This window comes from Streptomyces sp. NBC_01171 (assembly GCF_045039805.1).
Taxonomy (GTDB): domain Bacteria; phylum Actinomycetota; class Actinomycetes; order Streptomycetales; family Streptomycetaceae; genus Streptomyces.
The window spans coordinates 2,909,899-2,934,644 of record NZ_CP108609.1 but is presented as its reverse complement, the minus strand read 5'-3'; the positions used below and the strand labels follow the sequence as shown (position 1 = coordinate 2,934,644).

The following is a 24,746-nucleotide window of genomic DNA, read 5'->3' as shown; positions in this document are numbered from 1 at the left end:
CCGCGTCCCCAGGAGCAGTGACGAACGTGAGCACCGACGACCTTCCCCTCGCCCCGACCGGCGGCTGCGGCGACGGCTGCGCCTGTGGCGCGGACGAGGAGGGCGAAGAGCAACTGGAGTGCGGCCTCGACCCCGCGCTGGCCGCGCTGCTGGCCGAGTCCGGGCTCGACCCCGTCGAGATCGAGGACATCGCCAACGTCACCGTCCAGGAGGACCTGGCCGGCGGCGTCGACGTGACCACCGTGGCGACCATCCCCGAGGACGCGGTGGCCACCGCCGACTTCGTCGCCCGCGAGGCCGGCGTGGTCGCGGGCCTGCGCGTCGCCGAGGCCGTGCTCTCCGTGGTCTGCGAGGACGAGTTCGAGGTCGAGCGGCACGTCGAGGACGGCGACCTGATCGAGGCCGGCCAGCGCCTGCTGTCGGTCACCACCCGCACCCGCGACCTGCTCACCGCCGAGCGCAGCGCCCTGAACATCCTGGGCCGCATGTCCGGCATCGCGTCCGCCACGCGCGCGTGGGCCGACGTGCTGGAGGGCAGCCGCACGCGCGTGCGCGACACCCGCAAGACCACCCCCGGCCTGCGCTCGCTGGAGAAGTACGCGGTGCGCTGCGGCGGCGGCGTCAACCACCGCATGTCGCTCTCCGACGCCGCCCTGGTCAAGGACAACCACGTCCTCGCCGCGGGCGGTGTGGCCGAGGCGTTCAAGGCCGTACGGGAGACCTTCCCGGACCTCCCCGTCGAGGTCGAGGTCGACACCCTGCACCAGCTCCACGAGGCCGTCGAGGCGGGCGCCGACCTGATCCTGCTGGACAACTTCACCCCCGGCGAGTGCGCCGAGGCCGTCACCCTCACGGCCGGCCGCGCCGAGCTGGAGGCGTCCGGGCGGCTCACCCTGGAGAACGCCCGCGCCTACGCCGACACCGGCGTGGACTTCCTGGCCGTCGGCGCCCTCACCCACTCCTCGCCGGTGCTCGACATCGGCCTGGACCTGCGCCCGGCGGAGTGACCCGGATGCTGCTCACGATCGACGTCGGCAACACCCACACCGTCCTCGGTCTCTTCGACGGCGAGGACATCGTCGAGCACTGGCGCGTGTCCACCGACCCGCGCCGCACGGCCGACGAGCTGGCGGTGCTGCTCCAGGGCCTGATGGGCACGCACCCGCTGCTCGGCGAGGAACTGGGCGACGGCATCCACGGCATCGCCATCTGCGCCACGGTGCCGTCGGTGCTGCACGAGCTGCGCGAGGTCACCCGCCGCTACTACGGCGACGTGCCCGCGGTGCTGGTCGAGCCCGGCGTCAAGACCGGGGTGCCGGTCCAGTTCGACAACCCCAAGGAGGTCGGCGCCGACCGCATCATCAACACGGTCGCCGCCAACGAGCTGTACGGCGGCCCGGCGATCGTGGTCGACTTCGGCACCGCGACCACCTTCGACGCGATCTCCGCGCGCGGGGAGTACGTCGGCGGGGTCATCGCCCCCGGCATCGAGATCTCGGTGGAGGCGCTCGGCGTCAAGGCCGCGCAGCTCCGCAAGATCGAGGTGGCCCGCCCGCGCAACGTGATCGGCAAGAGCACCGTCGAGGCCATGCAGTCGGGCATCGTCTACGGCTTCGCCGGCCAGGTGGACGGCGTGGTCGGCCGGATGGCACGCGAGCTGGCCGACGACCCCGACGACGTCACCGTGATCGCCACCGGCGGTCTGGCGCCGATGGTGCTGGGCGAGTCCTCGGTGATCGACGAGCACCAGCCCTGGCTCACCCTGATCGGCCTGCGACTGGTCTACGAGCGCAACGTGCCGCGCAGGTAGCCGGGCGCGCGTGGGACTCAGGGCCGGGCGGGGGAACCCTGGGTCCGACACGCGTTACAACACGTCCCATTCTGTAGCTTTTGTCCGATTAGCGGTAGCGTCGCCGCATGCCCACGCCATACGGAACTCGCGGCGGCATGGTGTTCGGCGCGGAGGAGCTGCGTGTGCTCCGCCGCGCCCTCGCCCTCGCCCTCCACCCCGGCACGGCCTGTGCCGAGGACGTGCAGGACTGCTTCCGCCTCGCCGAGTCGGTCGACGAGGCACTGGACGAAGCGGCTCGCCTGCGCGCCTTCCTCCTGGCCGACCTGGGCCGCTACCGAGCCGCCCTGCCCGGCACCGCGGCCGGCTACCTAGCCCTGCTCCAGGAGGCGCTCGGCGCCGGGCACCGGCCCGCCCCGGACGACCTCGCCGCGCTGCGCGCACTGCGCGGCAACCCGCTGGCCGCCGCCCTGCTGGCCCACTGTCAGGGCCTGGTCGGGCAAAGCGTCCGCGCCCGCTTCGCCACGGGCACGCCCACCGTCCCCGCGCCCGCCGCACCGCCCTCCCGCGCCCGTCTGCTGGCCCTCCCGGGCGGCGCGGAGGACTCCGGGCCCACCGGGGCCGACGAGTCCGGGGAAGCCCCTCAGAAGCCCGCGGAGGAGCCCGCCCGGCCCCCGGCCCCGCGCCCCGGCGAGGGCCCCGCCGCACCGGCCGCCCCCAAGCGCCCCGTCCCCACCCCCGGCGAGGTCTTCCCGCGCCGCAAACCGCAGTCGCCGCCCGCCGGCCAGGACCGCGCCCACCACCTCGCCGCGGGCTGACCTGGCCCTATGGGGCGGGGAGGACATAAGGCCCACCCCGCCCCGGCCCGGCCGCCCCGCGTGGCTACTCTGGAGCCATGGACTACGTCTCCGCGCTGGTGCCCCCCTTCGTCATGGCCGCCCTCTTCATCGGGGTGGTCCGGGTGATCGTCAAGACTCAGGGCGGGGCGGCCAAGGGCAAGGAGGACGCGGCCGTCGACGCCGCCCTCGCCCGCGCGGAGAACGCCCGCCAGGCCGCCCACGGCGACGCCTGAGCCACCCCCGCACCCCTTCCGCGCCATCTCAGGGCGCACGGCCTGTAGGCCGTGCGCCCTTTTTGTTCGCCTTCGCGGTGAACGCGCACGTCGGCACCGCTTCGGCGGGATCTCCCACTATTATTTGCTTTGTGCCTCGTCCCCTGGGAGATCTCGAAGACGCCGTCATGTCACGGGTGTGGAAGTGGAACCGCCCGGTGACCGTCCGGGAAGTCCTGGAAGACATCCAGCAGGAACGCTCGATCGCGTACACCACCGTCATGACGGTTTTGGACAATCTCCATCAGAAGGGCTGGGTCCGCCGTGAGGCGGAAGGGCGTGCCTATCGATATGAGGCCGTCTCCACCAGAGCCGCCTACGCGGCCGCGCTCATGAACGACGCCTGGTCGCAGAGCGACAACCCGGCCGCCGCTCTCGTCGCGTTCTTCGGGATGATGAGCGAGGAACAGCGCCAGGCCCTCAGCGACGCCATCCGTATCGTCCAAGGGCCGCAAACGCGCGAGAACCCCGGTTCGGCGGAGGAGACCGGCGGGCGATAGCGTCCGCTCATGTCAGCGAAGAGCCCCGAAGTCTCCGCGAATGCCGTCACCGTCCGGCGTGCCCGGACCAGCGATGTTCCCGCTGTCCGCCGACTCCTCGACGCCTACTCGCGTGACCGCATCCTGCTCGACAAAGCCACGGTCACCCTTTACGAGGACATCCAGGAGTTCTGGGTCGCGGAACGCGACGACAACGCCGAGGTCGTCGGCTGTGGCGCCTTGCACGTCATGTGGGAAGACCTCGCGGAAGTCCGCACTCTCGCGGTGAACCCCGCCCTCAAGGGCGCCGGAGTGGGCCACCGGCTGCTGGGGAAGTTGCTCGACACCGCGCGCCGGCTCGGCGTTCGCCGGGTTTTCTGTCTGACCTTCGAAGTCGACTTCTTCACCAAGCACGGCTTCGTGGAGATCGGTGAGACACCGGTCGACCCCGATGTGTACGCGGAGCTGTTGCGCTCCTATGACGAGGGCGTCGCGGAGTTCCTCGGTCTCGAACGAGTGAAACCCAACACCTTGGGCAACAGCCGGATGCTTCTGCATCTGTGATCGCCAATGCCCCGGTTCCCTATGTCCGAAACGCGCACGTTTCCGGACGCGAGAGGGCGTGGGGCCTCTCCCCGAGGGTTTGTGTTTTTCCGGCAAAAGCGGTTTGCTTTCCGGCGTACTGCTGCACTGCATATAACAGGGGCGGCTAAACGGCGTACGCTGCGGACCTCCCCGCCCTCACGTTTTCGATGAAAGGAAATCCCGTGGCACAGAAGGTTCAGGTCCTTCTTGTCGACGACCTCGACGGCGGCGAGGCTGACGAGACCGTGACGTTCGCGTTGGACGGCAAGACGTACGAGATCGACCTCACGACCGCCAATGCGGACAAGCTGCGCGGCCTTCTCGACGCGTATGTGAAGGGCGGCCGGCGTACCGGTGGCCGTTCCTCCGGTGGCCGCGGCAAGGCCCGCGCCGCTTCCGGTGGCAACCAGGACACCGCGGCCATCCGCGCCTGGGCCAAGGAGAACGGCTACGACGTGAACGACCGCGGCCGCGTTCCCGCGTCCATCCGCGAGGCCTACGAGAAGGCCAACGGCTGATCACGCCCCCGCGAACGGGGCCCGGCGCCCCGCCGCAGCCGGACCCGATGGCACTGCGCCGCCACGGTGTCCACCAGCCGTACGAGGTCGGGGGCACCCTTGACGCCCTCGAAGGACGGCAGCGCGGGCAGCGCCGCCTCCATATCGCGCCCCGGCTCGGGGGGCCGCAGCCATACGGCGGCCCCCTGCAAGGCCCCGACGCCCGGCCGCGGTACCGCCGCGCCCACGGCCCGCACGGGCTGCGCGGGCGCCTCCGTCAGGCCCCCGGCGCCCAGCGCCCGCAGGTCCAGCGCCAGCGCCCCCCACTCCAGCCAGTCGAGCAGCCCCGGCAGCTCCTCCGCGCTGCCCGCGGCCACCAGCAGCCGCATCCGGCCGCCCATGAGGACCACCGGGGACTCCGGCGCCAGATGCCTGAGCGCCACCGCCCCCGCCTCGGCCGGGACGTCCAGCACGTCGAAGCGCACTCCCGTCACCAGCCGCAGCGGCGTCCCCGGCGCCGTCGCCCAGCCCAGCACGCGTTCGTACCAGTGCCGGGCCGCCGCCTCGGGGGGCGGGCCGAGCGGACGCCTCGGGCGCGGGAAGGGCGGCGCGGACGACGCCGGGGAGGATGCCGGGGGAATTGAGCCAGCCATGCCAGGTGCAACCGCCGAAGCACCCCAAGAGTTACGCTGAGCGTCCGGACGGTCACGTTGTGTGCGCCGAGGGGGAGCGCAGGGGCGCACCCGGAGTCGTGAGGTTGTTCGCCCATAGCGGAGGGAAAGGGTGCGCGCGGCATGGACCGCCCGTCACCGCGGGTAAGACATGCCTAGTGGGAGGGGGCGACACGCAGGAAAGGCCGTCTCACGTTCGCCATCGGCGGAACGGCGAGTGGGGTAACTGCCTGGCCTGCGGGAACATCGTCTCGCACCATCGAGTTGGAGCAGATGTCGGCGTTCGGGGTCAGGAGGCCATCGACGGTGTCGGCAGTTGGAATGAGCGGTCCCCGCTTGCGGGACTAAGCTGCGGAAGGACAGGGAGGGGAAGTTCCCCCCACTGCCTGACCGCTCTGAGGAGCGATTAACGATGTTCGAGAGGTTCACCGACCGCGCGCGGCGGGTTGTCGTCCTGGCTCAGGAAGAAGCCCGGATGCTCAACCACAACTACATCGGCACCGAGCACATCCTCCTGGGTCTCATCCACGAGGGTGAAGGTGTCGCCGCTAAGGCCCTGGAGAGCCTCGGCATTTCGCTTGAGGCGGTCCGTCAGCAGGTGGAGGAGATCATCGGTCAGGGCCAGCAGGCCCCGTCCGGCCACATCCCCTTCACCCCCCGTGCCAAGAAGGTCCTGGAGCTTTCGCTCCGCGAGGCCCTTCAGCTCGGCCACAACTACATCGGCACCGAGCACATCCTGCTCGGCCTGATCCGTGAGGGCGAGGGCGTCGCCGCCCAGGTCCTGGTCAAGCTGGGCGCAGACCTCAACCGGGTGCGCCAGCAGGTCATCCAGTTGCTCTCCGGTTACCAGGGCAAGGAGACCGCGGCCGCAGGCGGCCCGGCCGAGGGCACCCCCTCGACCTCCCTCGTCCTGGACCAGTTCGGCCGGAACCTCACCCAGGCCGCTCGTGAAACCAAGCTCGACCCGGTCATCGGGCGCGAGAAGGAGATCGAGCGGGTCATGCAGGTGCTGTCCCGCCGTACGAAGAACAACCCGGTGCTGATCGGTGAGCCCGGCGTCGGCAAGACCGCCGTCGTCGAGGGCCTCGCCCAGGCCATCGTCAAGGGTGAGGTGCCCGAGACCCTCAAGGACAAGCACCTCTACACCCTGGACCTCGGTGCCCTGGTGGCCGGCTCCCGTTACCGCGGTGACTTCGAGGAGCGCCTGAAGAAGGTGCTCAAGGAGATCCGCACCCGCGGCGACATCATCCTGTTCATCGACGAGCTGCACACGCTGGTCGGTGCGGGCGCCGCCGAGGGCGCGATCGACGCCGCCTCCATCCTCAAGCCGATGCTGGCCCGCGGTGAGCTCCAGACCATCGGTGCCACCACGCTGGACGAGTACCGCAAGCACCTGGAGAAGGACGCGGCCCTCGAGCGCCGCTTCCAGCCGATCCAGGTCGCGGAGCCGTCGCTGCCGCACACGATCGAGATCCTCAAGGGCCTGCGCGACCGGTACGAGGCGCACCACCGCGTCTCCATCACCGACGAGGCGCTGGTCCAGGCCGCCACCCTGGCCGACCGGTACATCTCGGACCGCTTCCTGCCGGACAAGGCGATCGACCTGATCGACGAGGCCGGTTCCCGGATGCGCATCCGCCGGATGACCGCGCCGCCGGACCTCCGCGAGTTCGACGAGAAGATCGCCGGTGTCCGCCGGGACAAGGAGTCCGCGATCGACTCGCAGGACTTCGAGAAGGCCGCCTCCCTGCGCGACAAGGAGAAGCAGCTCCTTGCCGCCAAGGCCAAGCGGGAGAAGGAGTGGAAGGCCGGCGACATGGACGTCGTCGCCGAGGTCGACGGCGAGCTGATCGCCGAGGTCCTCGCCACGGCCACGGGCATCCCGGTCTTCAAGCTGACCGAGGAGGAGTCCAGCCGCCTGCTCCGCATGGAGGAGGAGCTGCACAAGCGGGTCATCGGCCAGGTCGACGCCGTCAAGGCGCTGTCCAAGGCGATCCGCCGTACCCGTGCCGGCCTGAAGGACCCGAAGCGTCCCGGTGGCTCGTTCATCTTCGCCGGTCCGTCCGGTGTCGGTAAGACCGAGCTGTCCAAGGCGCTCGCCGAGTTCCTCTTCGGTGACGAGGACGCGCTGATCTCCCTCGACATGTCGGAGTTCAGCGAGAAGCACACGGTCTCGCGGCTCTTCGGCTCGCCCCCCGGTTACGTGGGTTACGAGGAGGGTGGCCAGCTCACCGAGAAGGTGCGCCGCAAGCCGTTCTCCGTCGTCCTCTTCGACGAGGTCGAGAAGGCCCACCCGGACATCTTCAACTCGCTGCTGCAGATCCTGGAGGACGGTCGTCTGACCGACTCCCAGGGCCGGGTCGTGGACTTCAAGAACACGGTCATCATCATGACGACCAACCTCGGCACGCGGGACATCTCCAAGGGCTTCAACCTGGGCTTCGCCGCCTCCGGCGACACGAAGACCAACTACGAGCGCATGAAGAACAAGGTGTCGGACGAGCTGAAGCAGCACTTCCGTCCCGAGTTCCTCAACCGCGTCGACGACGTGGTCGTCTTCCCGCAGCTCACCCAGGCGGACATCCTCCGGATCGTCGACCTGATGGTCGGCAAGGTGGACGAGCGCCTCAAGGACCGGGACATGGGCCTCGAGCTCTCCCAGTCCGCCAAGGAGCTCCTCGCCAAGAAGGGTTACGACCCGGTGCTGGGTGCGCGTCCGCTGCGTCGCACGATCCAGCGCGAGGTCGAGGACACCCTCTCGGAGAAGATCCTCTTCGGCGAGCTGCGTCCCGGTCACATCGTGGTCGTCGACACGGAGGGCGAGGGCGAGAACCAGACCTTCACCTTCCGCGGCGAGGAAAAGGCCGCCCTCCCGGACGCCCCGCCGATCGAGCAGGCGGCGGGCGGCGGTCCGAACCTGAGCAAGGACGCGTAGCCCTCCGGGGGTTCGCGTAGGTCCGAAAGGGACCGGTGCCTTTGGGCGCCGGTCCCTTTCGGTGTTTTTCAGAGGGCGACGTCATGGGGCCGCGAGGTCGTTATCTCTCAAGGTCCGGGAAGTCCTGGTCATACGCACTCGTGTCCAGGACTGCTACCGGTCTCGCAAGGTCGTGAGGCGGTCTGGTCCGGAGACGCCGTCCAGACCGTGCAGATACAACTCGGTGAGCCCCAGATCGACCAGCGGGGAGAGGCCGGCCAACTCCGGACAAGCCGAAAGACTGACTTGATCGCGGGAGCCCTGGGTGGTGAGTGATCGCAGATCCTGAAGCAATGGATTCTTCGACAGACTGATCTTTCGTACCCCTTCCGGAAGCGCTCGGATGATGTCTGCCAGGCGGCGCGGACCCGCGAATGCCAGTCGAGGTCGCGGACCGAGCCGAGGAAGAGCACACAAGGTCTCGGGAGAGGACACCCTGACGAGAAAGTCCTGGGTGTCCATTTGAGCAAGCACTTCGTCGGCATATCCGGCTGGGTCGAAGCGGTCCCAGGCCGGCATCAGGTGGAATCGCACCCGGGACGAAGGATGGTCGACGTACCGCTTCGACAGCGGCACCGCCCGTGCGGATGACGTCGGACCACTGGTCGTCACACGCGTGCTCGGCCAACAAGCCGAAGTCGCCTGCCTCTACGGCGGCTCGCGCGCCCAGGTAGTTCTGGAAGGTGCGGTGGACGAAGTGGAGGGTGTCGGGGGCCGGGGTGAGCAACAGGCCGGTGCGGATGAGGAAATGGCGTAGTACGGCCGCCGCATCCCCCAGCGTCGACGCCGCCGGCACCGACGGCAGGCCCTCCGTGATGATGGATTCCGCGCGGTCCCATCGAGTTCGGTGCGGCCGTTGCGGATCAGCCAGTACGCCAGCCTTTGCAAAGCTGGAGTTGGGGTTCCTCGCTCAACTCCGGGACGGCCATGTCCCGTTCCCGGTCGCGGCGCGTGAGCAGCATGGAGAGGGCCGACTCGTACAACTCCTTGCGGCCGTGCGGGAGATAACCCCGGCGGTCACGGTGCAGCGCGCAGATCAGGCCGCACATCAGGGGGTTGGTGGCAAGGCGCCCCAAGTCCGGCTTCGTGCGGACCGCGTCGAGCAACTGGGCCCGGTACGCGGCCAGTACCCGGTACTCCCACCCGTCCGGCTGAGCCCCGTCGCGCGGGCAGCCGACGGCCGTCAGGAACCGTGCGGGGGACGGCAGTTGCTCTCGAAGTCGCGGTCCCGGGTATCGGGAGCTGCGGGTCCGGACCAGCAACTCCTCGACCCCGGCGACCGTACGGGCCTGCGCGCGGCTCTGTTCGACGACCGTCCGGCCACGAAGGTGGAGCGGCGGCTGAAGAAATCGAGGATCTGGCCGCAGGCCCACTCGGTGACCCGTCCAGGAACAGGCGGGCGTCGGCGGAGAGCCCGTCGGACTCCGGGGCGGCCCGCCCAGGTGCCGCTTCTCCCCGCCGAGGGAGACCCGGCCGCTCAGCCGCACGGGCTTCGGGACCAGCCCGGCGCCGGGGCCGTCCGCCGGGAACACCTTCTTCAGCAGCGAGGCGAGCAGCCCGGAGGCCACCTTGCCGCCGATGGCCGTCGGCTCCATCCGTCACCCCCGTCGTCGGGATGGAGCCTAGCCAGGAAATTCGGGTCAGGTCAGGACAACTGCCCGTCGTAGTCCGGGAGTTTGAACGTCCTCTCCGCGTGCCCGCCGCTCAGGTCCGACGCGCTGTTGCCGATGTTGGCGATGATCGTGTAGCCCTGGCGTTCGATGTCGGCCCGCTGGGCGGTCTTGTAGGCGGCGACGTCCTTGAAGAGGTCGGCGAGACCGCGTACGCGGAGGTCGGTGACGCGGTAGCCGTCGTGTTCGAGGTTGTAGGACGTGGGCCAGTGCAGGATGCCGGGGCGCGCGGTGACGAAGATGAGGGCGACGCCGTGGTCCTGGGCGTACTGGGCGACCTTCAGGACCGGGCGGTTGGCGGGCTGCGGGTACTGGAAGCCGAAGTCGGTCTCCAGGGTGGTGTTGTCCACGTCCAGGACGATGGCCTGCTTCTCGGTGGCGCCGGCGGCCGCGCGGCTTTGGATGTAGGGGAGGGCCTCGTCCATCACCCGCCCGCAGTCCTGCTGCCAGGTGGCGTAGTCGACGGCGGCGGCGGTGGCCGGGGTGGCGGCCTCGGCGGGGGTGGCGAGCGCGGTGAGCGCGGCGGTGGAGACGGCGACGGCGGCGGTCCGGCGCGCCCAGGGGCGTCTGGTCATGAAGGGGGTCCTCTCGCGTCCGTACGGTGCAGTGCATGCTCTGCGGAGCGGGTGGCGCGAGGGGAACCGTAGGGTTACCGGACGGTAGGTTGCTAGAGGCGCGCGTCACATTTATGGAGTCCCGGACTCGGCCCGCCGGTGACATGCCGCACAGGCGAAATGTCCGGTACTAGCCGGGATAGTGGTATTGCAAACCGGTACAAACCCTGACGTACACATCGAAACCCTGAGTGATACCGGCAGGCCGTACCGCCTGGTGGCTCCGGGTTGCCTGGCCTGTCAAGAGATGACCGATTTCGGATACTTCTACTACCTCATGCCGTAGATGGGCCCTTTGAACCCGGATGGGGTGAGGGGTTACCAATGTGGAGTCCCGCCCGGCACACGGTGAAACATCCGTACGCCGGGTGGCTCTCTGTCTCCGAGTTCACGAGGTATCGATGTTCAAGCGTTCCACGTCTGTCCGTACGTCCGCGCTCCGCACTCGCGTGGCCGTCCTGGCCGCCGGTGTCGGCGCCGCGGCCGTGCTGGGTGGCGGGGTTGCCAGCGCCGCCTCCGCCTCCGCGACCTCCTGGGTCGACCCGGTGAAGAAGTACACCCTCTCCGCCAGCTTCGACCAGGGCGGCAGCCACTGGGCGCACAAGCACAGCGGTCAGGACTTCGCGGTGCCCACCGGCACCGAGGTCCTCGCGGCCCACGGCGGCACCGTCGTCAAGGCCGGCCCCAACGGCGCCGGTGACGGCCCCGCGTACGGCAACGCCATCGTCATCAAGCACGGCAACGGTCTGTACTCGCAGTACGCCCACCTGTCCCGTGTCGACGTCAAGATCGGCCAGGTCGTCAAGACCGGCCAGCACATAGCCAAGTCGGGCAGCACCGGTAACTCCACCGGCCCGCACCTGCACTTCGAGATCCGTAACACGCCGAACTACGGCTCGGCCGTCAACCCGGTCACCTTCCTGCGGTCCCACGGCGTCCACGTCTGAGCCCTGGGCCACCGCCCCCCGGCCCTCACGGGCCACCGCCGGTAGTCCGGACCATGGATGTCCGGACTACTGCCTGCCGCGGGCGCCCTCGTGCGCCTGCGTCACCAGATCCACGGCGACTTCGAGAACCGCTTCGCGCTTCTTCTCGGGGTCGCCTTCCAGGTCCGCCATCACGAACATGCCGGCGTGCAGCGTGAAGAGCGCGCTGATCGAGCGGACCTGGTCCACCAGCTCGGCCTCGGGATCGATGATGATGTCCCTGAGGCCCTTCATGCGTTCCTTGAACGTGTCCCCGATGCGCAGTTCCCGCACCGTCGCCTGGTTCTCCTGCATGAACCGGAAGAGCGGCTGCGCCCCGGCCAGCGCCGCGCTGTAGCGCCGTACGATCTCCTGCTTGGTCTGAAGGGTGTGCGGCTGGCTGCGGCCCCACTCGATCAGGTCCTCGATCGGCTGCGTCAGATCCGCGAAGAGACTGACGATGATCTCTTCCTTGGTCTTGAAGTGGTAGTAGAGAGCCGCCTTGGTGACATCGAGGTGCTCCGCGATCTCGCGCAGGGAGGTCTTCTCGTACCCCTGCTCCGCGAAGAGTTCGAGCGCGACGTCCTGGATGCGCTGGCGGGTGTTCCCGCGGCGCTGCTGCTTGGTGCCGTCCATGGTGTCGCCCATCCTCGTACTCCCCCCGCTCCCGCGGAAACTTACTTGACGCCCGGCTAGTAGCAGGCTACCTTCCAGCATAGTGAACTAGCCGGGCGGCAAGTAAGTAGCAGCCGCCAGGGGGAGTGGGAGAAATGGCGGACACGCAGACGGCCAACGCGGGCCAGGCGGAGCCCGAGCAGCAGGAGAAGCAGCCGAAGAGCGTACGAGTGGTCCTGCTCGCGCTCATGATCGCCATGATGCTGGCGATGCTGGACAACATGATCGTGGGCACCGCGATGCCCACCATCGTGGGCGACCTGGGCGGGCTCGAGCACCTGTCCTGGGTCGTGACGGGGTACACCCTCGCCACCGCGGCCTCGACCCCCGTCTGGGGCAAGATCGGTGACATGTACGGGCGCAAGGGCGCCTTCCTCGGCTCGATCGTGATCTTCCTGATCGGCTCCGCGCTGAGCGGCATGGCCCAGGGCATGGGCGAGCTGATCGCGTTCCGGGCCGTCCAGGGTCTGGGCGCCGGTGGTCTGATGGTCGGCGTCATGGCGATCATCGGCGACCTGATCCCGCCGCGTGAGCGGGGCAAGTACCAGGGCATGATGGCCGGCGTCATGGCGCTGGCGATGATCGGCGGCCCGCTGGTCGGTGGCACCATCACCGACAACTGGGGCTGGCGCTGGACCTTCTACATCAACCTGCCGCTCGGCGCGTTCGCGCTGGCGCTGGTCTCGGCCGTGCTGCACCTGCCGAAGAAGCGGGCCAAGGCGGGCATCGACTACCTCGGCGTGGTCCTGCTGACCGTCGGTATCACCGCGATCGTGCTGGTCACCACGTGGGGCGGCACCGAGTACGCCTGGACCTCCGCGCGGATCATGGAGCTGACCGCCCTCGGTGTGGTCTCGCTGGTCGGGTTCGTGTTCTGGCAGACCAAGGCCGCCGAGCCGGTGCTGCCGCTGCACATCTTCAAGAGCCTCAACTTCACCCTGATGTCCCTCATCGGCTTCGTCACCGGCTTCGTGATGTTCGGCGCGACGCTCTTCCTGCCGCTGTACCAGCAGGCCGTGCAGGGCGCCTCCGCCACCAACTCCGGGCTGCTGCTCCTGCCGATGCTCGGCGCGATGCTGGTGACCTCGATGGTCGCGGGCCGGGTCACCACGAACAGCGGACGCTACAAGGTCTTCCCGGTCGTCGGTGGTGTGCTGATGATCATCGGGCTGTACCTGATGTCCACGATGGACACGGACACCACCCGGCTGACCTCCGGGATCTACATGGCCGTGGTCGGCGCGGGCATGGGCTGCCTGATGCAGGTGACCATGCTGGTCGCGCAGAACAGCGTGGAGATGAAGGACATGGGCGTCGCGTCCTCCTCCGCCACCCTGTTCCGTACCCTCGGCTCCTCGTTCGGCGTGGCCGTCATGGGCGCGCTGTTCAACAACCGGGTACAGGACGTGATGACCGAGCGCGCCGGTGCGCTGGGCAAGGGCATCACCGAGAAGTCCGCTCAGCTCGACGCGGCCAGCCTGGCCAAGCTGCCGGTCGCGGCGCGGGAGGCGTACCAGCACGCGGTGTCCGCGGGCACGCACTCCGCGTTCCTCCTCGGCTCCGTCATCGCCGTCGTGGTCCTGGTCGCGGCCGTCTTCGTCAAGGAGGTCCCGCTGCGCGGCGGCCCCCAGAAGCCGTCGACCGAGCCCACGGACGCGATTCCGGCGCCGGCGATCGAAGCGGTCTGACCGACCACTGAAAAGGCCCCCCGACCACCGGTCGGGGGGCCTTTCGGCGTTCAGCTCCGCAGGGTCGGCGGCACCGTGTAGCTGCCCGTCGCCGTCGGGGCGTGTTCCGGGAGCCAGAGGACGGCCACCGCGCCCTCGCCGTGGGGGCGGATGTTGCGGAAGGTGAGGCGGGCGCCGAGGACGCGGGCCTGGCCGGCGGCGATGGTGAGGCCGAGGCCGTGGCCCTGGCCGGCGCGGTCCTCGCTGCCGGTACGGAAACGCAGCGGGCCCTCCGCGAGGAGTGCCTCGGGGAAGCCGGGGCCGTGGTCGCGTATCCGGATCACCCGGCCCTCGACGGTCACCTCGATGGGCGGCTCACCGTGCCGGGCGGCGTTGGTCAGCAGGTTGAGCAGCACCCGCTCCAGCCGGCGCGGGTCGGTGGTGACCTCGGACTCGTGCACCACCCGTACCGCGATGTCCGGGTCCTTCGCCGCCACGCGCCGGGCGACGAACTCGCCCAGCATGATGTCCTGCAGCTCGGCCCGCTCCGAGGCCCCGTCCAGCCGGGCCACCTCCAGCACGTCCTCCACCAGGGTGCGCATGGCCTTGGCCCGGTCCAGCACCAGCTCCGTGGGCCGGCCGGGCGGCAGCAGCTCGGCGGCCGTGAGCAGCCCGGTCACCGGGGTACGCAGCTCGTGCGCGATGTCGGCCGTGACCCGCCGCTCCGCCTCCAGCCGCTGGCGCAGCGCGTCCGCCATGGCGTCCACCGCGCGGGCCAGGTCGTCGGCCTCGTCCCGGACCACCCCGCCGATGGCCTCCCGTACCCGTACGTCGGTCTCGCCGGTCGCCAGCCGGTTCGCGGCGGCCGCGGCCTTGCGCAGGCGCCGGGAGAGCTGGCCGCCGATCACCACGCCGAGCGCGCTGCCGCCGAGGACCACCGCGATGGAGCCGATGAGGAGCGCCTGGTCGAGGTCGGCCAGCACGTCCGCCGACTTGTCCGGGAAGGCGCCGTGCAGCGAGAGCACATGCCCGTTCTTGACCGGCACCGCGGCCCAGATGTCCGGCTCGCCGCTGCCCGTGTCGCTGACATAACTGGCCCGGCGCCCCTCCTCCACCTTGGCCCGCAGCTCGGCCGGGAGGGCAGGATCGTCGATCTTGATGCTGGGGAAGTTGGGCCGCCCGGCGAGTTCGTAGTTGCGCTGGGCGAGCTGGACCCGCTGGTTGGCCAGGTCACGGGCGTTGTCCAGCATGGAGACCCGGGCCGCGTTGTGCACGACCAGGCTCAGCGCGATGGCCACCAGCCCCGCGACCAGCGCGATGGCCGCGCTCAGCTTCCATCGCAGACCGGTGCGCAGGCCGACGCCCGCCACCCGCCGCACCGGACGTCCGAAGAGACTCCGCATGACCGCCATCAGCCCCGCAGCTTGTAGCCGAAGCCGCGGACCGTCTCGATCCGGTCCTGGCCGATCTTCTGCCGCAGCCGCTGCACATGGACGTCGACCACGCGGGTGTCCCCGCCCCAGCCGTAGTCCCAGACCCGCTCCAGCAGCTTGTCGCGGGAGAGCACGGTGCCCGGCGCGCCGGAGAACTCCAGCAGCAGCCGCATCTCGGTCGGGGTGAGCGCCACCGGCTGCCCGGCCCGCCGCACCTCCATGCCCTCGGTGTCCACCTCCAGCTCGCCGAAGGTCAGCACCCCGTCGCTGTCCGCCGGGCCGTCCGCCCCGGCACCGGACGGAAGCCCGGCGTGCCCGAAGCGGCGCAGCACCGCCCGGATGCGGGCGACCAGCACCGCGCCGTCGAACGGCTTGGTCACGTAGTCGTCGGCGCCCGCCTCCAGGCCCAGCACCACGTCGATGGAGTCCGCCCGCGCCGACAGCATGATCACCGGCACCGTCGACTCGTCCCGGATGCGGCGGCACAGGCTGACCCCGTCCAGCCCCGGCACCATCACGTCCAGCAGTGCGATGTCGGGCCGGTCGGCGCGGAACGCCTCCAAACCCGACAGTCCGTCGGGCATGGCGGTGACCGCGAAGCCGTCCCGCTCCAGGGCGAGCTGGGTGGCCTCACGGATGACGTCGTCGTCCTCGACGAACAGGACGTGGGTGTGCTCTGGCATCCGGTGCTCTCAGTCCTCGTGGGTCCTCGTGGTCGGGGCGTGCGTCAGTCGCCGGGCACGGGGCTCGGGTCGTGGCCCACCGCCCCGCTGTAGTCCGTGTGCACGGGCTTGCCCGGCACGAACCGGCCCGCCTTCCACGTATAGGGGACGACGTCCTCGCCGGAGGGGCTGGAGATGGGGTCCCCCCTGCTGTACACCTGCTTGGTCACGGTCAGCGCGCCCTGGTCGATCTCCGCGTAGACCGGCGACTCCTCGGTCTTGAACACGTTCCGGTACGAGCCCCCGCTCTCCCGGTACACATACGCGCCGATCCCCACCGCGTCGGCGCAGGTCAGCACGTTGACCACGACGTCGGAGCGGTCCGAGTCGGTCAGGTCGCCGTAGGAGACGTCGACGGGGTAGTCGTCGCCGCTGCCGCACGGCTTCAGCTCGTGCTTGACGGCCGCCGAGACCGCCGGGTCCCGCTTGAGCATGCTCACCGCGTCCACGCGGTGGTAGCCGGCCGCCGGGCTGGGGGAGGGGGAGGCGGGTGCCGCGCCGGCGACGGCGGAGGCGTGCGCCGGGCCCTCGTCCCGGGCCCCGGTGCCACCGGCGCCGCAGGCGGTCGCGGAAAGTCCGACGGCGGCGATCCCGGCCACCGCCAGGATCACCGCACGTACGCCTCGGACACGTCTGGGCCCCCTGTTCAGGCCGCGCAACGCTCCCGCTCCTCACGCTCCAGCGCGCGTGCATCCAGATCGCGGGCCTCCAGCTCCTCGCGGAGCCGGGCGAGCGCCCGGTGCAGCGTGCTCTTGACCGTGCCCGCGGACATGCCGAGGGCCGCGGCCGTCTCTTCCGTGGACATCTGCTCCCAGTGTCGCAGCACCACGACACTTCGCTGCTTGGGAGCGAGCACCTTCAGGATGTCCATCAGCAGGGCGCGGTCGGCGTACTGCTCGGTGGAGTCCGAGACGGGTCCCTCCGGGAGCTGCTCGGTCGGGACCTCCTCCAGCTTGCGCGCCCGCCACCACTCCGTACGGGTGTTGATCATGACGCGGCGCAGATAGGCGTCGGCCAGCCGCTTGTCGGCGATGCCGTCCCAGCGCCCGTACGTGCGGGCCAGCGCGGTCTGGAGCAGGTCCTGCGCGTCCACCGGGTCCGGCACCAGGCGGCGGGCACTGCGCAGCAGCGCGTCCTGCCGGGTCCGTACGTACTCCTCGAACTCGAGCACCTCGCCCTGCGCCATGACCCGACCGCCTTCCGTGTTCCCCGTCGCCCCGGCTGACGCCGGGGCCTTCTTCCGCAGGCCCGGTGGTCCGCCGGGCACGGAACGAAGCTACGGAGCGGTTGTCACGGGGTTGTCCGAGGAAGCCTGCGGCCGGCACTCGGCTGTCCGTCGGTTGTGTAACAGCCGTGAGCTCGGGGTAAGGAATGCGCCCGTCATGTCCCGTTATGGCCTGGTTCGTTGGCCGGGCCGGGCCGTGGCGGGCGGCCCGGGTGCTGTGGCCTTCCTGTGGGTCAGCCGAGCGGCAGCCGGTACATCCCGCCCGGCAGCGGCTCCACCAGACCGTCCGTGACGAGCCCGTCGAGCGCGCGTGCCCGCTGCACCGGCTCGTGCCACACCCGGTCCAGCGCCGTCTGCGGCACCGGCACGTGCGCGTCGCGCAGTACCGCGAGCAGCTTCCCGCGCACCTGACGGTCGGTGCCCGCGTATGTCTGCCCGCGCCGGGGCGGACCCTCGTGCTCCGGCTTGCCCGCGAGCCGCCAGGCGCACTGCGCGGCGATCGGGCAGCGGTGGCACTCCTCGTTCTTCGCCGTGCACACCAGTGCGCCCAGCTCCATGGACGCCGCCGCCCAGCGCGCGGCCGTGCCGTCCTCCTCGGGGAGCAGCTCACGGGCGAGCCTGCGCTCGGCGGCCGTGGTGGCGTTCGGCGGGTAGCGGACCCCGGTCACCGCACGCGCGAAGACCCGGCGCACATTGGTGTCCAGCACCGGGTGCCGCTGCCCGTAGGCGAAGGAGGCCACGGCGGCGGCGGTGTACTCCCCGATGCCGGGCAGCGCCAGCAGTTGGGCGTGGTCGGTGGGTACGTCCCCGCCGTGCCGCTCCGTTATGGCGACGGCCGCGCCGTGCAGCCGGAGCGCGCGGCGCGGGTAGCCGAGCCGGCCCCAGGCGCGCACCGCCTCGCCCGGCGGCTCCTTGGCCAGATCGGCCGGGCGGGGCCAGCGGGCGAGCCACTGCTCGTAGACCGGCAGTACCCGGCTGACCGGGGTCTGCTGGAGCATGAACTCACTGACCATCACGCCCCACGGCCCCGCTTCCGGGCGGCGCCAGGGGAGGTCGCGGGCGTGGGAGTCGAACCAGTCGATCACGGGGGCGTGAAGCTTCTCTGTCATGGCCTTCCGATCCTGCCACGCCGCACGCGGACCGCGTGGGTCACTGCCCGCGCACGGAGCGTCGCGCTCGGCACAAGATGCCGGTGCGCGAGGGAAGTTACCGGGATGATGATCCGGAAAAGTTGATGAGAGGGCGGCGGGGGACGCGAGTCGAGGGCATGATCTCTCGTACAGTTTCCGCGTGGGATCTCTGCGCAATCCGGTCGGGCCGCTTCCCTCCTCCATCTACTGGCGACGGAGGGTCGTCATCGTGTCCGTGGTCGCCCTGGTGGCGCTCGTGGTCACCTGGATCGTCGTGTCGGGCGGCGGGGGAGGCAAGAACGGCGCGGGCGGCCCCGACGGCAAGAATCCCGCGTCCACGATCACGCCGGGCCCCACGTCCTCCGGTCCCGCGATCAGCCAACACCCCGGCGGACGCGACGAGTCGGGCGGTGGCGGCTCCGGTGACGGCGGTTCGGGAGACGGTGCCTCGGGCGCCGGCTCCGGCTCGGACGGCTCCGGTGACGGCGGCGACTCCGGCTCGGGTACGGGCGGTTCGGGCTCGGCGTCGGGCACGGGCGGCGGCAGCGTCGGCGCGGGCGACGCGCTGGCCGCGTCCTCCCCGCTCCCGGTCTGCGCCCCCGGCAAGGTCACGGTGAGCCTGCGCAGCAAGCACAACTCCTTCTCGCCCGACGAGACCCCCACCTTCGAACTCACCGTCCGCAACAGCTCGTCCGGCGACTGCAAGGTCGACCTCGGCCCCGAGCACACGGTGCTGGCGATCACCCCGGCCGACGGCGACGACCCCTACTGGGCCTCCGACGACTGCCCCGAGGGCGCCAAGAGCCTGATCTTCCGCGTCCCGGCCGACGAGAGCATCACCTACACCGTGAAGTGGGACCGCCACCCGAGCGCCGCCAAGTGCGCCACCCCACCGGCAGGCAAGGCCAAGCCGGGCACCTACCTGCTGGAGGCGAAGGCATCGGGCTTCGCCAAGACCCAGACGTCGTTCGTCCTGTCGGCGGACTAGAGGTAGCGGCGGCGCCAGGCAGGCAGTCGTGCCCTGGGCCGGGGGCGCGGTGGCGTCTGCGCCGGGCACACTGTGTGCTCTCAGGGGCGCGGGGAACTACGCGACCAGCCACAGCCGGCCCGCACCCGAGAACTAGACGTACCGCTCCAGAATCGAGGACTCCGCCAGCCGCGAGAGCCCCTCCCGCACGCTGCGAGCCCGAGCCTCCCCCACGCCGTCGACGGCCTGAAGATCATCCACGCTGGCGGCGAGCAACTTCTGCAGACCACCGAAGTGCTCCACCAGCCGGTCGATGATCGCACCGGGCAACCGGGGAACCTTCGCCAGCAACCGGAACCCGCGGGGGGAGACCGCCGAGTCCAGCGACTCGGGAGACGCGGTGTACCCCATGCCCCGCGCCACCGTGCCCAGTTCGAGCAGTTCCGCATGGCTCAGCGCGTCCAGCTCGAACAGCGCCTCCTCCACCGTGCGCGAGCGCTTCGCCGTCGGCTCGGGCACGTAGTCCCGGACGACCAGCTCACGGTCCGGCTCGACCCCGGCGATCAGCTCCTCCAACTGGAGCGCCAGCAGACGGCCGTCCGTACCCAGCTCGACCACGTACTCCGCGATCTCGGTGGCGATGCGCCGGACCATCTCCAGGCGCTGCGCGACCGCGGAGACGTCCCGGACCGTCACGAGGTCCTCGATCTCCAGCGCGGACAGCGTGCCCGCGACCTCGTCCAGGCGGAGCTTGTACCGCTCCAGCGTGGCCAGCGCCTGGTTGGCGCGGGACAGGATCGCCGCCGAGTCCTCCAGGACCCGGCGCTGCCCGTCGACGTACAGCGCGATCAGCCGCATCGACTGGGACACCGAGACCACGGGGAAGCCGACCTGCTTGGAGACGCGGTCGGCGGTGCGGTGCCGGGTGCCGGTCTCCTCGGTGGGGATCGTGGGGTCCGGGACGAGCTGGACACCGGCGCGCAGGATCTTCGACAGGTCCGAGGAGAGGACGATGCCGCCGTCCAGCTTGCACAGCTCGCGCAGCCGGGTCGCGGTGAACTCCACGTCCAGCACGAAACCGCCGGTGCACATCGCCTCGACCGTCTTGTCCCAGCCCAGCAGGATCAGTCCGCCGGTGTTGCCGCGCAGGACCCGCTCCAGACCGTCGCGCAGGGGCGTGCCCGGGGCAACGGCGCTCAGCGAGGCGCGCATCAGGCCATCGGCACCGGCACTCCCACCGGACTTTCCGGGAGCTGCTGCCCGGTCGTTGGCTGCCACTGCACTCCTCCGGTCGCAGGTTCTGACGCGCTTCCGTCATGGCACGCGTTTCGCACGGACGGGCGAGACCTGCGCAAAGTCTACCGGCGGTCCTCCGTCTCCCGCGGGGCCTCTCGGCGACGGGAGCGGGGCAGCACCCGCAGCGCGTCGCCCATGTCGGCGACCTCGACGACCTTCATCCCGGCCGGGACCTTGCCCGGATCGCCCGGTACGAGCGCGTGCGTGAAGCCCAGCCGGGCCGCCTCGGCGAGCCTGCGCTGCACGCCTGTGACGCGTCTGACCTCGCCCGCGAGACCCACCTCACCGATGGCGACCAGGTTCTTCGGCAACGGGGTGTCGCTGGCCGCCGAGGCGAGCGCCAGCGCGATGGCCAGGTCGGCGGCGGGCTCGGACAGCTTCACCCCGCCGACGGTCGCGGAGTAGATGTCCCGCTTGCCGAGCGCGCTGATCCGGCCGCGCTGTTCCAGCACCGCCAGCATCATCGAGACGCGGGAGGTCTCCAGGCCGGAGGTGGTGCGGCGGGGGGAGGGGATCTGGGACTCCACGGTGAGGGCCTGCACCTCGGCCACCAGCGGGCGGCGCCCCTCCAGGGTCACGGTCAGACAGGTGCCGGGCACCGGCTCGGCGCGCCGGGTCAGGAAGAGGCCGCTGGGGTCGGCGAGGCCGATGATGCCCTCGTCGTGCAGCTCGAAGCAGCCGACCTCGTCCGTCGCCCCGTACCGGTTCTTCACGCCGCGGACCAGGCGGAGGCGCGCGTGCCGGTCGCCCTCGAAGCTCAGGACGACGTCCACCAGGTGCTCCAGCAGGCGGGGGCCCGCGATCGCGCCGTCCTTGGTGACATGGCCCACCAGCAGGGTGGACATGCCGCGCTCCTTGGAGGCGCGGATCAGGGCGCCGGCCACCTCGCGGACCTGGGCCATGCCGCCGGGGGCGCCGTCGATCTCGGGGGAGGCGACCGTCTGCACCGAGTCCAGGATCAGCAGGGAGGGCTTGACCGCGTCCAAGTGGCCCAGAACGGCGGCCAGATCGGTCTCGGCGGCGAGATAGAGGTGGTCGTGCAGGGCGCCGATGCGGTCGGCGCGCATCCGGACCTGGCTCGCCGACTCCTCGCCGGTCACGTAGAGGGTCTTGTGCTCCTCGCTCGCCGACTTGGCCGCCACGTCGAGCAACAGCGTGGACTTGCCGACGCCCGGCTCGCCCGCGAGCAGCACCACCGCGCCGGGCACGAGTCCGCCGCCCAGCACCCGGTCCAGCTCGGTGACGCCGGTGGTGCGGGCGGTGGCCTGGCGGCCGTCGACCTGGCCGATGGGCAGGGCGGAGCTGGTGACGCGGCCCGGCGCCGTCGTACGGACCGCGGGCGCGCCGTACTCCTCGACCGTGCCCCACGCCTGGCACTCGGGGCAGCGGCCGAGCCACTTGGCCGTCTGCCAGCCGCACTCGGTGCAGCGGTAGGACGGACGCTCCTTGGCGGACTTGGTACGGGTGGCCATGCGGAAACCGTAGCCCCCGCCACCGACAACGCCCGCCGCCCGCCCTTCGACGGCGCGCGCTCGGGGGCGCACGCCGGGGTATCGGGGCGCACGCGGAGCGGATCGTTCCGGATGCCGTCCACCGGGTTCGCGCCCGCTCCCCGGCGGCCGGTGTCCCCTTATGAGGGATCGTTTCACCCGTACGGATTAAAAGTGCTCAAGGTGCAAGAAGGGGCACACCGCCGACGCCTACGGTCGCACAGGTGATGAGCAGCACTCCGGAGACAACGACCCGCACCACCGGCGCACACCGGGCGCAACGGGCGCACCGGGAGGCGCGCGACCGATCCGCGGCGCGGAACATCGCCCAGCGGGCGTCGTCGCGCCATGAGGCGTATCTGGACGGCCTGTTCACCTACTGCCTGTCGGTGCTGTGCGACCACGACGCGGCCACCGCCGCCCTGAGCGAGGTCCTCGTCATCGCCGAACGGCGCGGCCGGCGCGACCCGCAGGCCCCCGGCGACCGCCGTGCCTGGCTGTACGCCCTGGCCCGCTGGGCCTGTCTGCGCGGCCTCGCCCAGGCCCGCCGCAAACGCCAGGCCACCCACGCGGCCGGCCGCCCCGGCCCCGGCACCCCGGCGCCCGAACCCGCGCCGCCCGCCGAGGTGCAGGAGCTGCGCCGCCGCGAACTCGCCCTGCTGGCCTGGCCCGAGGCAGCCGGGACCACGCCCGAGCAGCGCGAGGCGCTGGAGCTGGCCGTCCGGCACAAGCTCGCCGCCCCCGAGGTCGCCGCCGTACTCGGCCTGGAGCCCGCCGCCGCCCGCGAACTGCTGGCCTCGGCCGCCTGCGAGGTCGAGCGCACCAGCGCCGCCCTCGCCGTGGTGGAGACCGGGGGCTGCCCGAGCGTGGCCCACCTCACCGGCGACAGCCAGTTGATGCTGAGCGCGGCCCTGCGCCGCGAGCTGGTCCGGCACGTCGACGACTGTCCGCGCTGCCGCCGCACCGCCGAGCGCGCCGTCCCCGGCCGCTGGCCCGGCGCCGCGGTCACCCCCGCCGAGCTGCCCGTCCTCCCGGCGCCACGCGCCGCCCTGCACACCGCGCTCGCGCACCCGCCGCGCGCCCGGTCCGCCGCCGGCCCGCGCTTCAACCGGCGCGGCTTCCCGATGGACCCCAAGGACCGAGCGGCCCGCCGCGACAAACTCCGCGCGCGTGCCGTCACCACGACCGTGGTCGCCACCGTGGTCGCCGCCCCCGTGCTCGCCCTGTGGGCCGCCTACCGGGGCGCGCCCACGCTCGGCGGCGACGACAGCCCCGGCGCATCCCGCGAGGCGGACGGCCCCGCCGCGCTCGGCGGTGACCCGGCGGGCGGCTACCAGAACGCGGGCAACGCCAGCGTGAAGCCCGGCACCCGGCCCACCGAGAAGGGCAAGTCGGACGTGTCCGTGGAGGTCGTCAGCGTCAACGGCGCCGGGGACAAGGGCGCCGGGCGGCTCGCGGTCGCCGCCGCCCACCACGGCGACACCACGCTGATCACCCTCAGCGCCTCCGGTGACGCCTCGGTGCGCTGGTCCGCGACCACCTCCGCGCCCTGGCTCTACCTGAGCCGGTCCGCCGGCACCCTCGACCCCGGCGACTCGGTCACGGTCAAGGTGTACGTCGACCATCTGCGCGAACCCTCGGGTCACTGGCGCGCCCGCGTGGCCGTCGCCCCGGCCGGCGCCGTCGTCACCATCGACGGGTACGGCCCGGCCCCCACGCCCTCGCGCCCACAGCCCGGCTCCCCGCGCCCGGACCCGACGACGCCGACCGCGCCGCCCTCGTCCACCCCGCCCAGCCAGTCCCCGCCGCCGTCCAGCACCTCCCCGAGCCCGGACCCCGAGCCATCCGATCCGTCGCCGTCCGACCCGCCGGAGTCGTCCCCGCCGCCGAGCGACGACGAGGACACCCCGAGTCCGACGGACAGCTAGGCCGGGTCCGCCGGGTGCGGGGCCACCAGCGGCAACTGGGACGCCAGCCGCTGTTCGCACAGCTCGACCAGACGGTCGTAGCCCGCCTTGCCCATCAGCTCGGTCAGCTCGGCCCGGTAGGAGACGTAGACCGGCTCGCCCGCGCCGTGCGCCGAGGTGGCCGAGGTGCACCACCAGTGCAGGTCGTGGCCGCCGGGACCCCAGCCGCGCCGGTCGTACTCGCCGATGGACACCTGGAGGACGCGGGTGTCGTCGGGGCGGTCGATCCAGTCGTAGGTGCGCCGGATCGGCAACTGCCAGCACACGTCCGGCTTGGTCTCCAGCGGCTCCCGGCCCTCCTTGAGCGCCAGGATGTGCAGCGAGCAGCCCGCGCCGCCCTCGAAACCGGGCCGGTTCTGGAAGATGCACGAGCCCTCGAAGGGACGCGTCTGCCGCGAGCCCTCCTCGTCCTCCGAGACCCAGCCGCCCCGCAGCCCCTCGTCGTGGTGCTGCCAGATGTCCGGGGTGAGCCGGGCCACGTGCTCGGCGACCCGCTTCTCGTCGTCCTCGTCGGAGAAGTGCGCGCCCAGCGTGCAGCAGCCGTCGGCCGCGCGGCCCGCCTGGATGCCCTGGCAGCCCTGGCCGAAGATGCAGGTCCAGCGGGAGGTCAGCCAGGTCAGGTCGCAGCGGAAGACCTGCTCGGCGTCGGCGGGGTCGGGGAACTCCACCCACGCGCGCGCGAAATCGAGGCCCTTCTCGTCGTTCTTGGGGGCCTTGGCGGCTTTGCGCGGCTTGTCAGGCTTGTTGACCTTTGCCTTTTTCGTCTTTGGCACCCGTCCAGGGTAAGTCGCATCAGGGCCGTCCGGGCACCGCGCACCG

General features: G+C 71.2%; 24 protein-coding genes and 1 pseudogene. 12 read left to right on the top strand and 13 right to left on the bottom strand.

Going from position 1 to position 24,746, the window contains the following annotated elements; translation table 11 throughout:
• Positions 1–26: 26 nt before the first annotated feature.
• The 7 genes from nadC to OG448_RS13390 all read left to right on the top strand — a co-directional run bounded on the left by nadC (position 27) and on the right by OG448_RS13390 (position 4,482).
• Complete coding sequence (gene nadC / locus OG448_RS13420) at positions 27–1,007, top strand: carboxylating nicotinate-nucleotide diphosphorylase (protein WP_031182780.1); 981 nt, start codon at positions 27–29, stop codon at positions 1,005–1,007.
• A gap of 5 nt (positions 1,008–1,012) precedes the next feature.
• Positions 1,013–1,810, top strand: coding sequence for a type III pantothenate kinase (locus OG448_RS13415; protein WP_030811239.1), 798 nt, complete (start codon positions 1,013–1,015; stop codon positions 1,808–1,810).
• 137 nt (positions 1,811–1,947) lie between these two features.
• Positions 1,948–2,607 carry a hypothetical protein gene (locus tag OG448_RS13410; RefSeq protein WP_405558787.1) on the top strand — a complete coding sequence of 220 codons (660 nt, stop codon included), beginning with the start codon at positions 1,948–1,950 and terminating at the stop codon, positions 2,605–2,607.
• Positions 2,608–2,684: 77 nt separating this feature from the next.
• Complete coding sequence (locus OG448_RS13405; protein ID WP_030811235.1) at positions 2,685–2,861, top strand: hypothetical protein; 177 nt, start codon at positions 2,685–2,687, stop codon at positions 2,859–2,861.
• Positions 2,862–3,004: 143 nt separating this feature from the next.
• On the top strand, positions 3,005–3,400 hold the full coding sequence (locus tag OG448_RS13400) for a BlaI/MecI/CopY family transcriptional regulator (protein WP_078858492.1): 396 nt from the start codon (positions 3,005–3,007) through the stop codon (positions 3,398–3,400).
• 9 nt (positions 3,401–3,409) lie between these two features.
• Positions 3,410–3,943 carry an amino-acid N-acetyltransferase gene (locus OG448_RS13395; protein ID WP_405553796.1) on the top strand — a complete coding sequence of 178 codons (534 nt, stop codon included), beginning with the start codon at positions 3,410–3,412 and terminating at the stop codon, positions 3,941–3,943.
• A gap of 203 nt (positions 3,944–4,146) precedes the next feature.
• Positions 4,147–4,482: an Lsr2 family protein gene (locus OG448_RS13390; RefSeq protein WP_130338348.1), complete on the top strand. Its 336-nt coding sequence runs from the start codon at positions 4,147–4,149 to the stop codon at positions 4,480–4,482.
• Here OG448_RS13390 and OG448_RS13385 read toward each other — a convergent pair.
• Positions 4,461–5,114, bottom strand: coding sequence for an SCO3374 family protein (locus tag OG448_RS13385; protein ID WP_405553794.1), 654 nt, complete (start codon positions 5,112–5,114; stop codon positions 4,461–4,463). The two genes, OG448_RS13390 and OG448_RS13385, sit on opposite strands and share 22 nt — an antisense overlap.
• Positions 5,115–5,544: 430 nt before the next feature.
• Between OG448_RS13385 and OG448_RS13380 the strand changes: the two genes are divergently transcribed.
• Positions 5,545–8,067, top strand: coding sequence for an ATP-dependent Clp protease ATP-binding subunit (locus tag OG448_RS13380; RefSeq protein ID WP_405553792.1), 2,523 nt, complete (start codon positions 5,545–5,547; stop codon positions 8,065–8,067).
• A 153-nt stretch (positions 8,068–8,220) separates the two neighbouring features.
• On the opposite strand, the gene OG448_RS13375 is transcribed toward OG448_RS13380, so the two are convergent.
• From OG448_RS13375 to OG448_RS13365, 3 genes and pseudogenes are all read right to left on the bottom strand, one after another.
• The gene (locus tag OG448_RS13375) at positions 8,221–8,682 is read right to left on the bottom strand and encodes a hypothetical protein (RefSeq protein WP_405559062.1); all 462 of its coding nucleotides are present in this window, start codon (positions 8,680–8,682) and stop codon (positions 8,221–8,223) included.
• Between the two features lie 7 nt (positions 8,683–8,689).
• Positions 8,690–9,230 (bottom strand): annotated as a pseudogene (locus OG448_RS13370) (NACHT domain-containing protein); the annotation flags it as partial.
• A 521-nt stretch (positions 9,231–9,751) separates the two neighbouring features.
• The gene (locus OG448_RS13365) at positions 9,752–10,351 is read right to left on the bottom strand and encodes an HAD family acid phosphatase (RefSeq protein WP_405553790.1); all 600 of its coding nucleotides are present in this window, start codon (positions 10,349–10,351) and stop codon (positions 9,752–9,754) included.
• Between the two features lie 440 nt (positions 10,352–10,791).
• Here OG448_RS13365 and OG448_RS13360 point away from each other — a divergent pair, with 440 nt between their 5' ends.
• Positions 10,792–11,337 carry a M23 family metallopeptidase gene (locus OG448_RS13360; protein WP_405553788.1) on the top strand — a complete coding sequence of 182 codons (546 nt, stop codon included), beginning with the start codon at positions 10,792–10,794 and terminating at the stop codon, positions 11,335–11,337.
• Positions 11,338–11,403: 66 nt separating this feature from the next.
• Here OG448_RS13360 and OG448_RS13355 read toward each other — a convergent pair whose 3' ends face one another.
• Positions 11,404–12,003: a TetR/AcrR family transcriptional regulator gene (locus OG448_RS13355; RefSeq protein ID WP_405553786.1), complete on the bottom strand. Its 600-nt coding sequence runs from the start codon at positions 12,001–12,003 to the stop codon at positions 11,404–11,406.
• 122 nt (positions 12,004–12,125) lie between these two features.
• Between OG448_RS13355 and OG448_RS13350 the strand changes: the two genes are divergently transcribed.
• Positions 12,126–13,718: an MDR family MFS transporter gene (locus tag OG448_RS13350; RefSeq protein ID WP_405553785.1), complete on the top strand. Its 1,593-nt coding sequence runs from the start codon at positions 12,126–12,128 to the stop codon at positions 13,716–13,718.
• Positions 13,719–13,768: 50 nt separating this feature from the next.
• Here the strand turns inward: OG448_RS13350 and cseC are convergent, their stop codons facing one another.
• From cseC to OG448_RS13325, 5 genes are all read right to left on the bottom strand, one after another.
• A complete protein-coding gene (gene cseC, locus OG448_RS13345; RefSeq protein ID WP_392212143.1) occupies positions 13,769–15,100 on the bottom strand; it encodes a two-component system sensor histidine kinase CseC in 1,332 nt (443 codons plus the stop codon).
• Between the two features lie 8 nt (positions 15,101–15,108).
• Entirely contained in the window at positions 15,109–15,813 is a 705-nt protein-coding gene (gene cseB, locus OG448_RS13340; RefSeq protein ID WP_405553782.1) for a two-component system response regulator CseB, read from the bottom strand.
• Between the two features lie 44 nt (positions 15,814–15,857).
• Complete coding sequence (locus OG448_RS13335) at positions 15,858–16,463, bottom strand: hypothetical protein (RefSeq protein ID WP_405553780.1); 606 nt, start codon at positions 16,461–16,463, stop codon at positions 15,858–15,860.
• Between the two features lie 35 nt (positions 16,464–16,498).
• Positions 16,499–17,038 (bottom strand): SigE family RNA polymerase sigma factor, encoded by a 540-nt coding sequence (locus tag OG448_RS13330; protein ID WP_405553779.1) that lies wholly within the window; start codon positions 17,036–17,038, stop codon positions 16,499–16,501.
• Between the two features lie 272 nt (positions 17,039–17,310).
• Entirely contained in the window at positions 17,311–18,186 is an 876-nt protein-coding gene (locus OG448_RS13325) for an A/G-specific adenine glycosylase (RefSeq protein WP_405553777.1), read from the bottom strand.
• A 181-nt stretch (positions 18,187–18,367) separates the two neighbouring features.
• On the opposite strand from OG448_RS13325, the gene OG448_RS13320 reads away from it, so the two are divergent.
• Positions 18,368–19,195 carry a hypothetical protein gene (locus OG448_RS13320; protein ID WP_405553775.1) on the top strand — a complete coding sequence of 276 codons (828 nt, stop codon included), beginning with the start codon at positions 18,368–18,370 and terminating at the stop codon, positions 19,193–19,195.
• Positions 19,196–19,327: 132 nt separating this feature from the next.
• Here the strand turns inward: OG448_RS13320 and disA are convergent, their stop codons facing one another.
• Positions 19,328–20,452, bottom strand: a complete 1,125-nt coding sequence (gene disA, locus OG448_RS13315) for a DNA integrity scanning diadenylate cyclase DisA (RefSeq protein WP_217465155.1) — start codon at positions 20,450–20,452, stop codon at positions 19,328–19,330.
• Between the two features lie 80 nt (positions 20,453–20,532).
• The gene (gene radA / locus OG448_RS13310) at positions 20,533–21,942 is read right to left on the bottom strand and encodes a DNA repair protein RadA (protein WP_405553773.1); all 1,410 of its coding nucleotides are present in this window, start codon (positions 21,940–21,942) and stop codon (positions 20,533–20,535) included.
• A gap of 242 nt (positions 21,943–22,184) precedes the next feature.
• Between radA and OG448_RS13305 the strand changes: the two genes are divergently transcribed.
• Positions 22,185–23,888 (top strand): BACON domain-containing protein, encoded by a 1,704-nt coding sequence (locus OG448_RS13305; RefSeq protein WP_405553772.1) that lies wholly within the window; start codon positions 22,185–22,187, stop codon positions 23,886–23,888.
• Here the strand turns inward: OG448_RS13305 and OG448_RS13300 are convergent.
• Positions 23,885–24,700, bottom strand: coding sequence for a hypothetical protein (locus OG448_RS13300; RefSeq protein ID WP_405553770.1), 816 nt, complete (start codon positions 24,698–24,700; stop codon positions 23,885–23,887). The genes OG448_RS13305 and OG448_RS13300 overlap by 4 nt on opposite strands.
• Positions 24,701–24,746 lie beyond the last annotated feature (46 nt).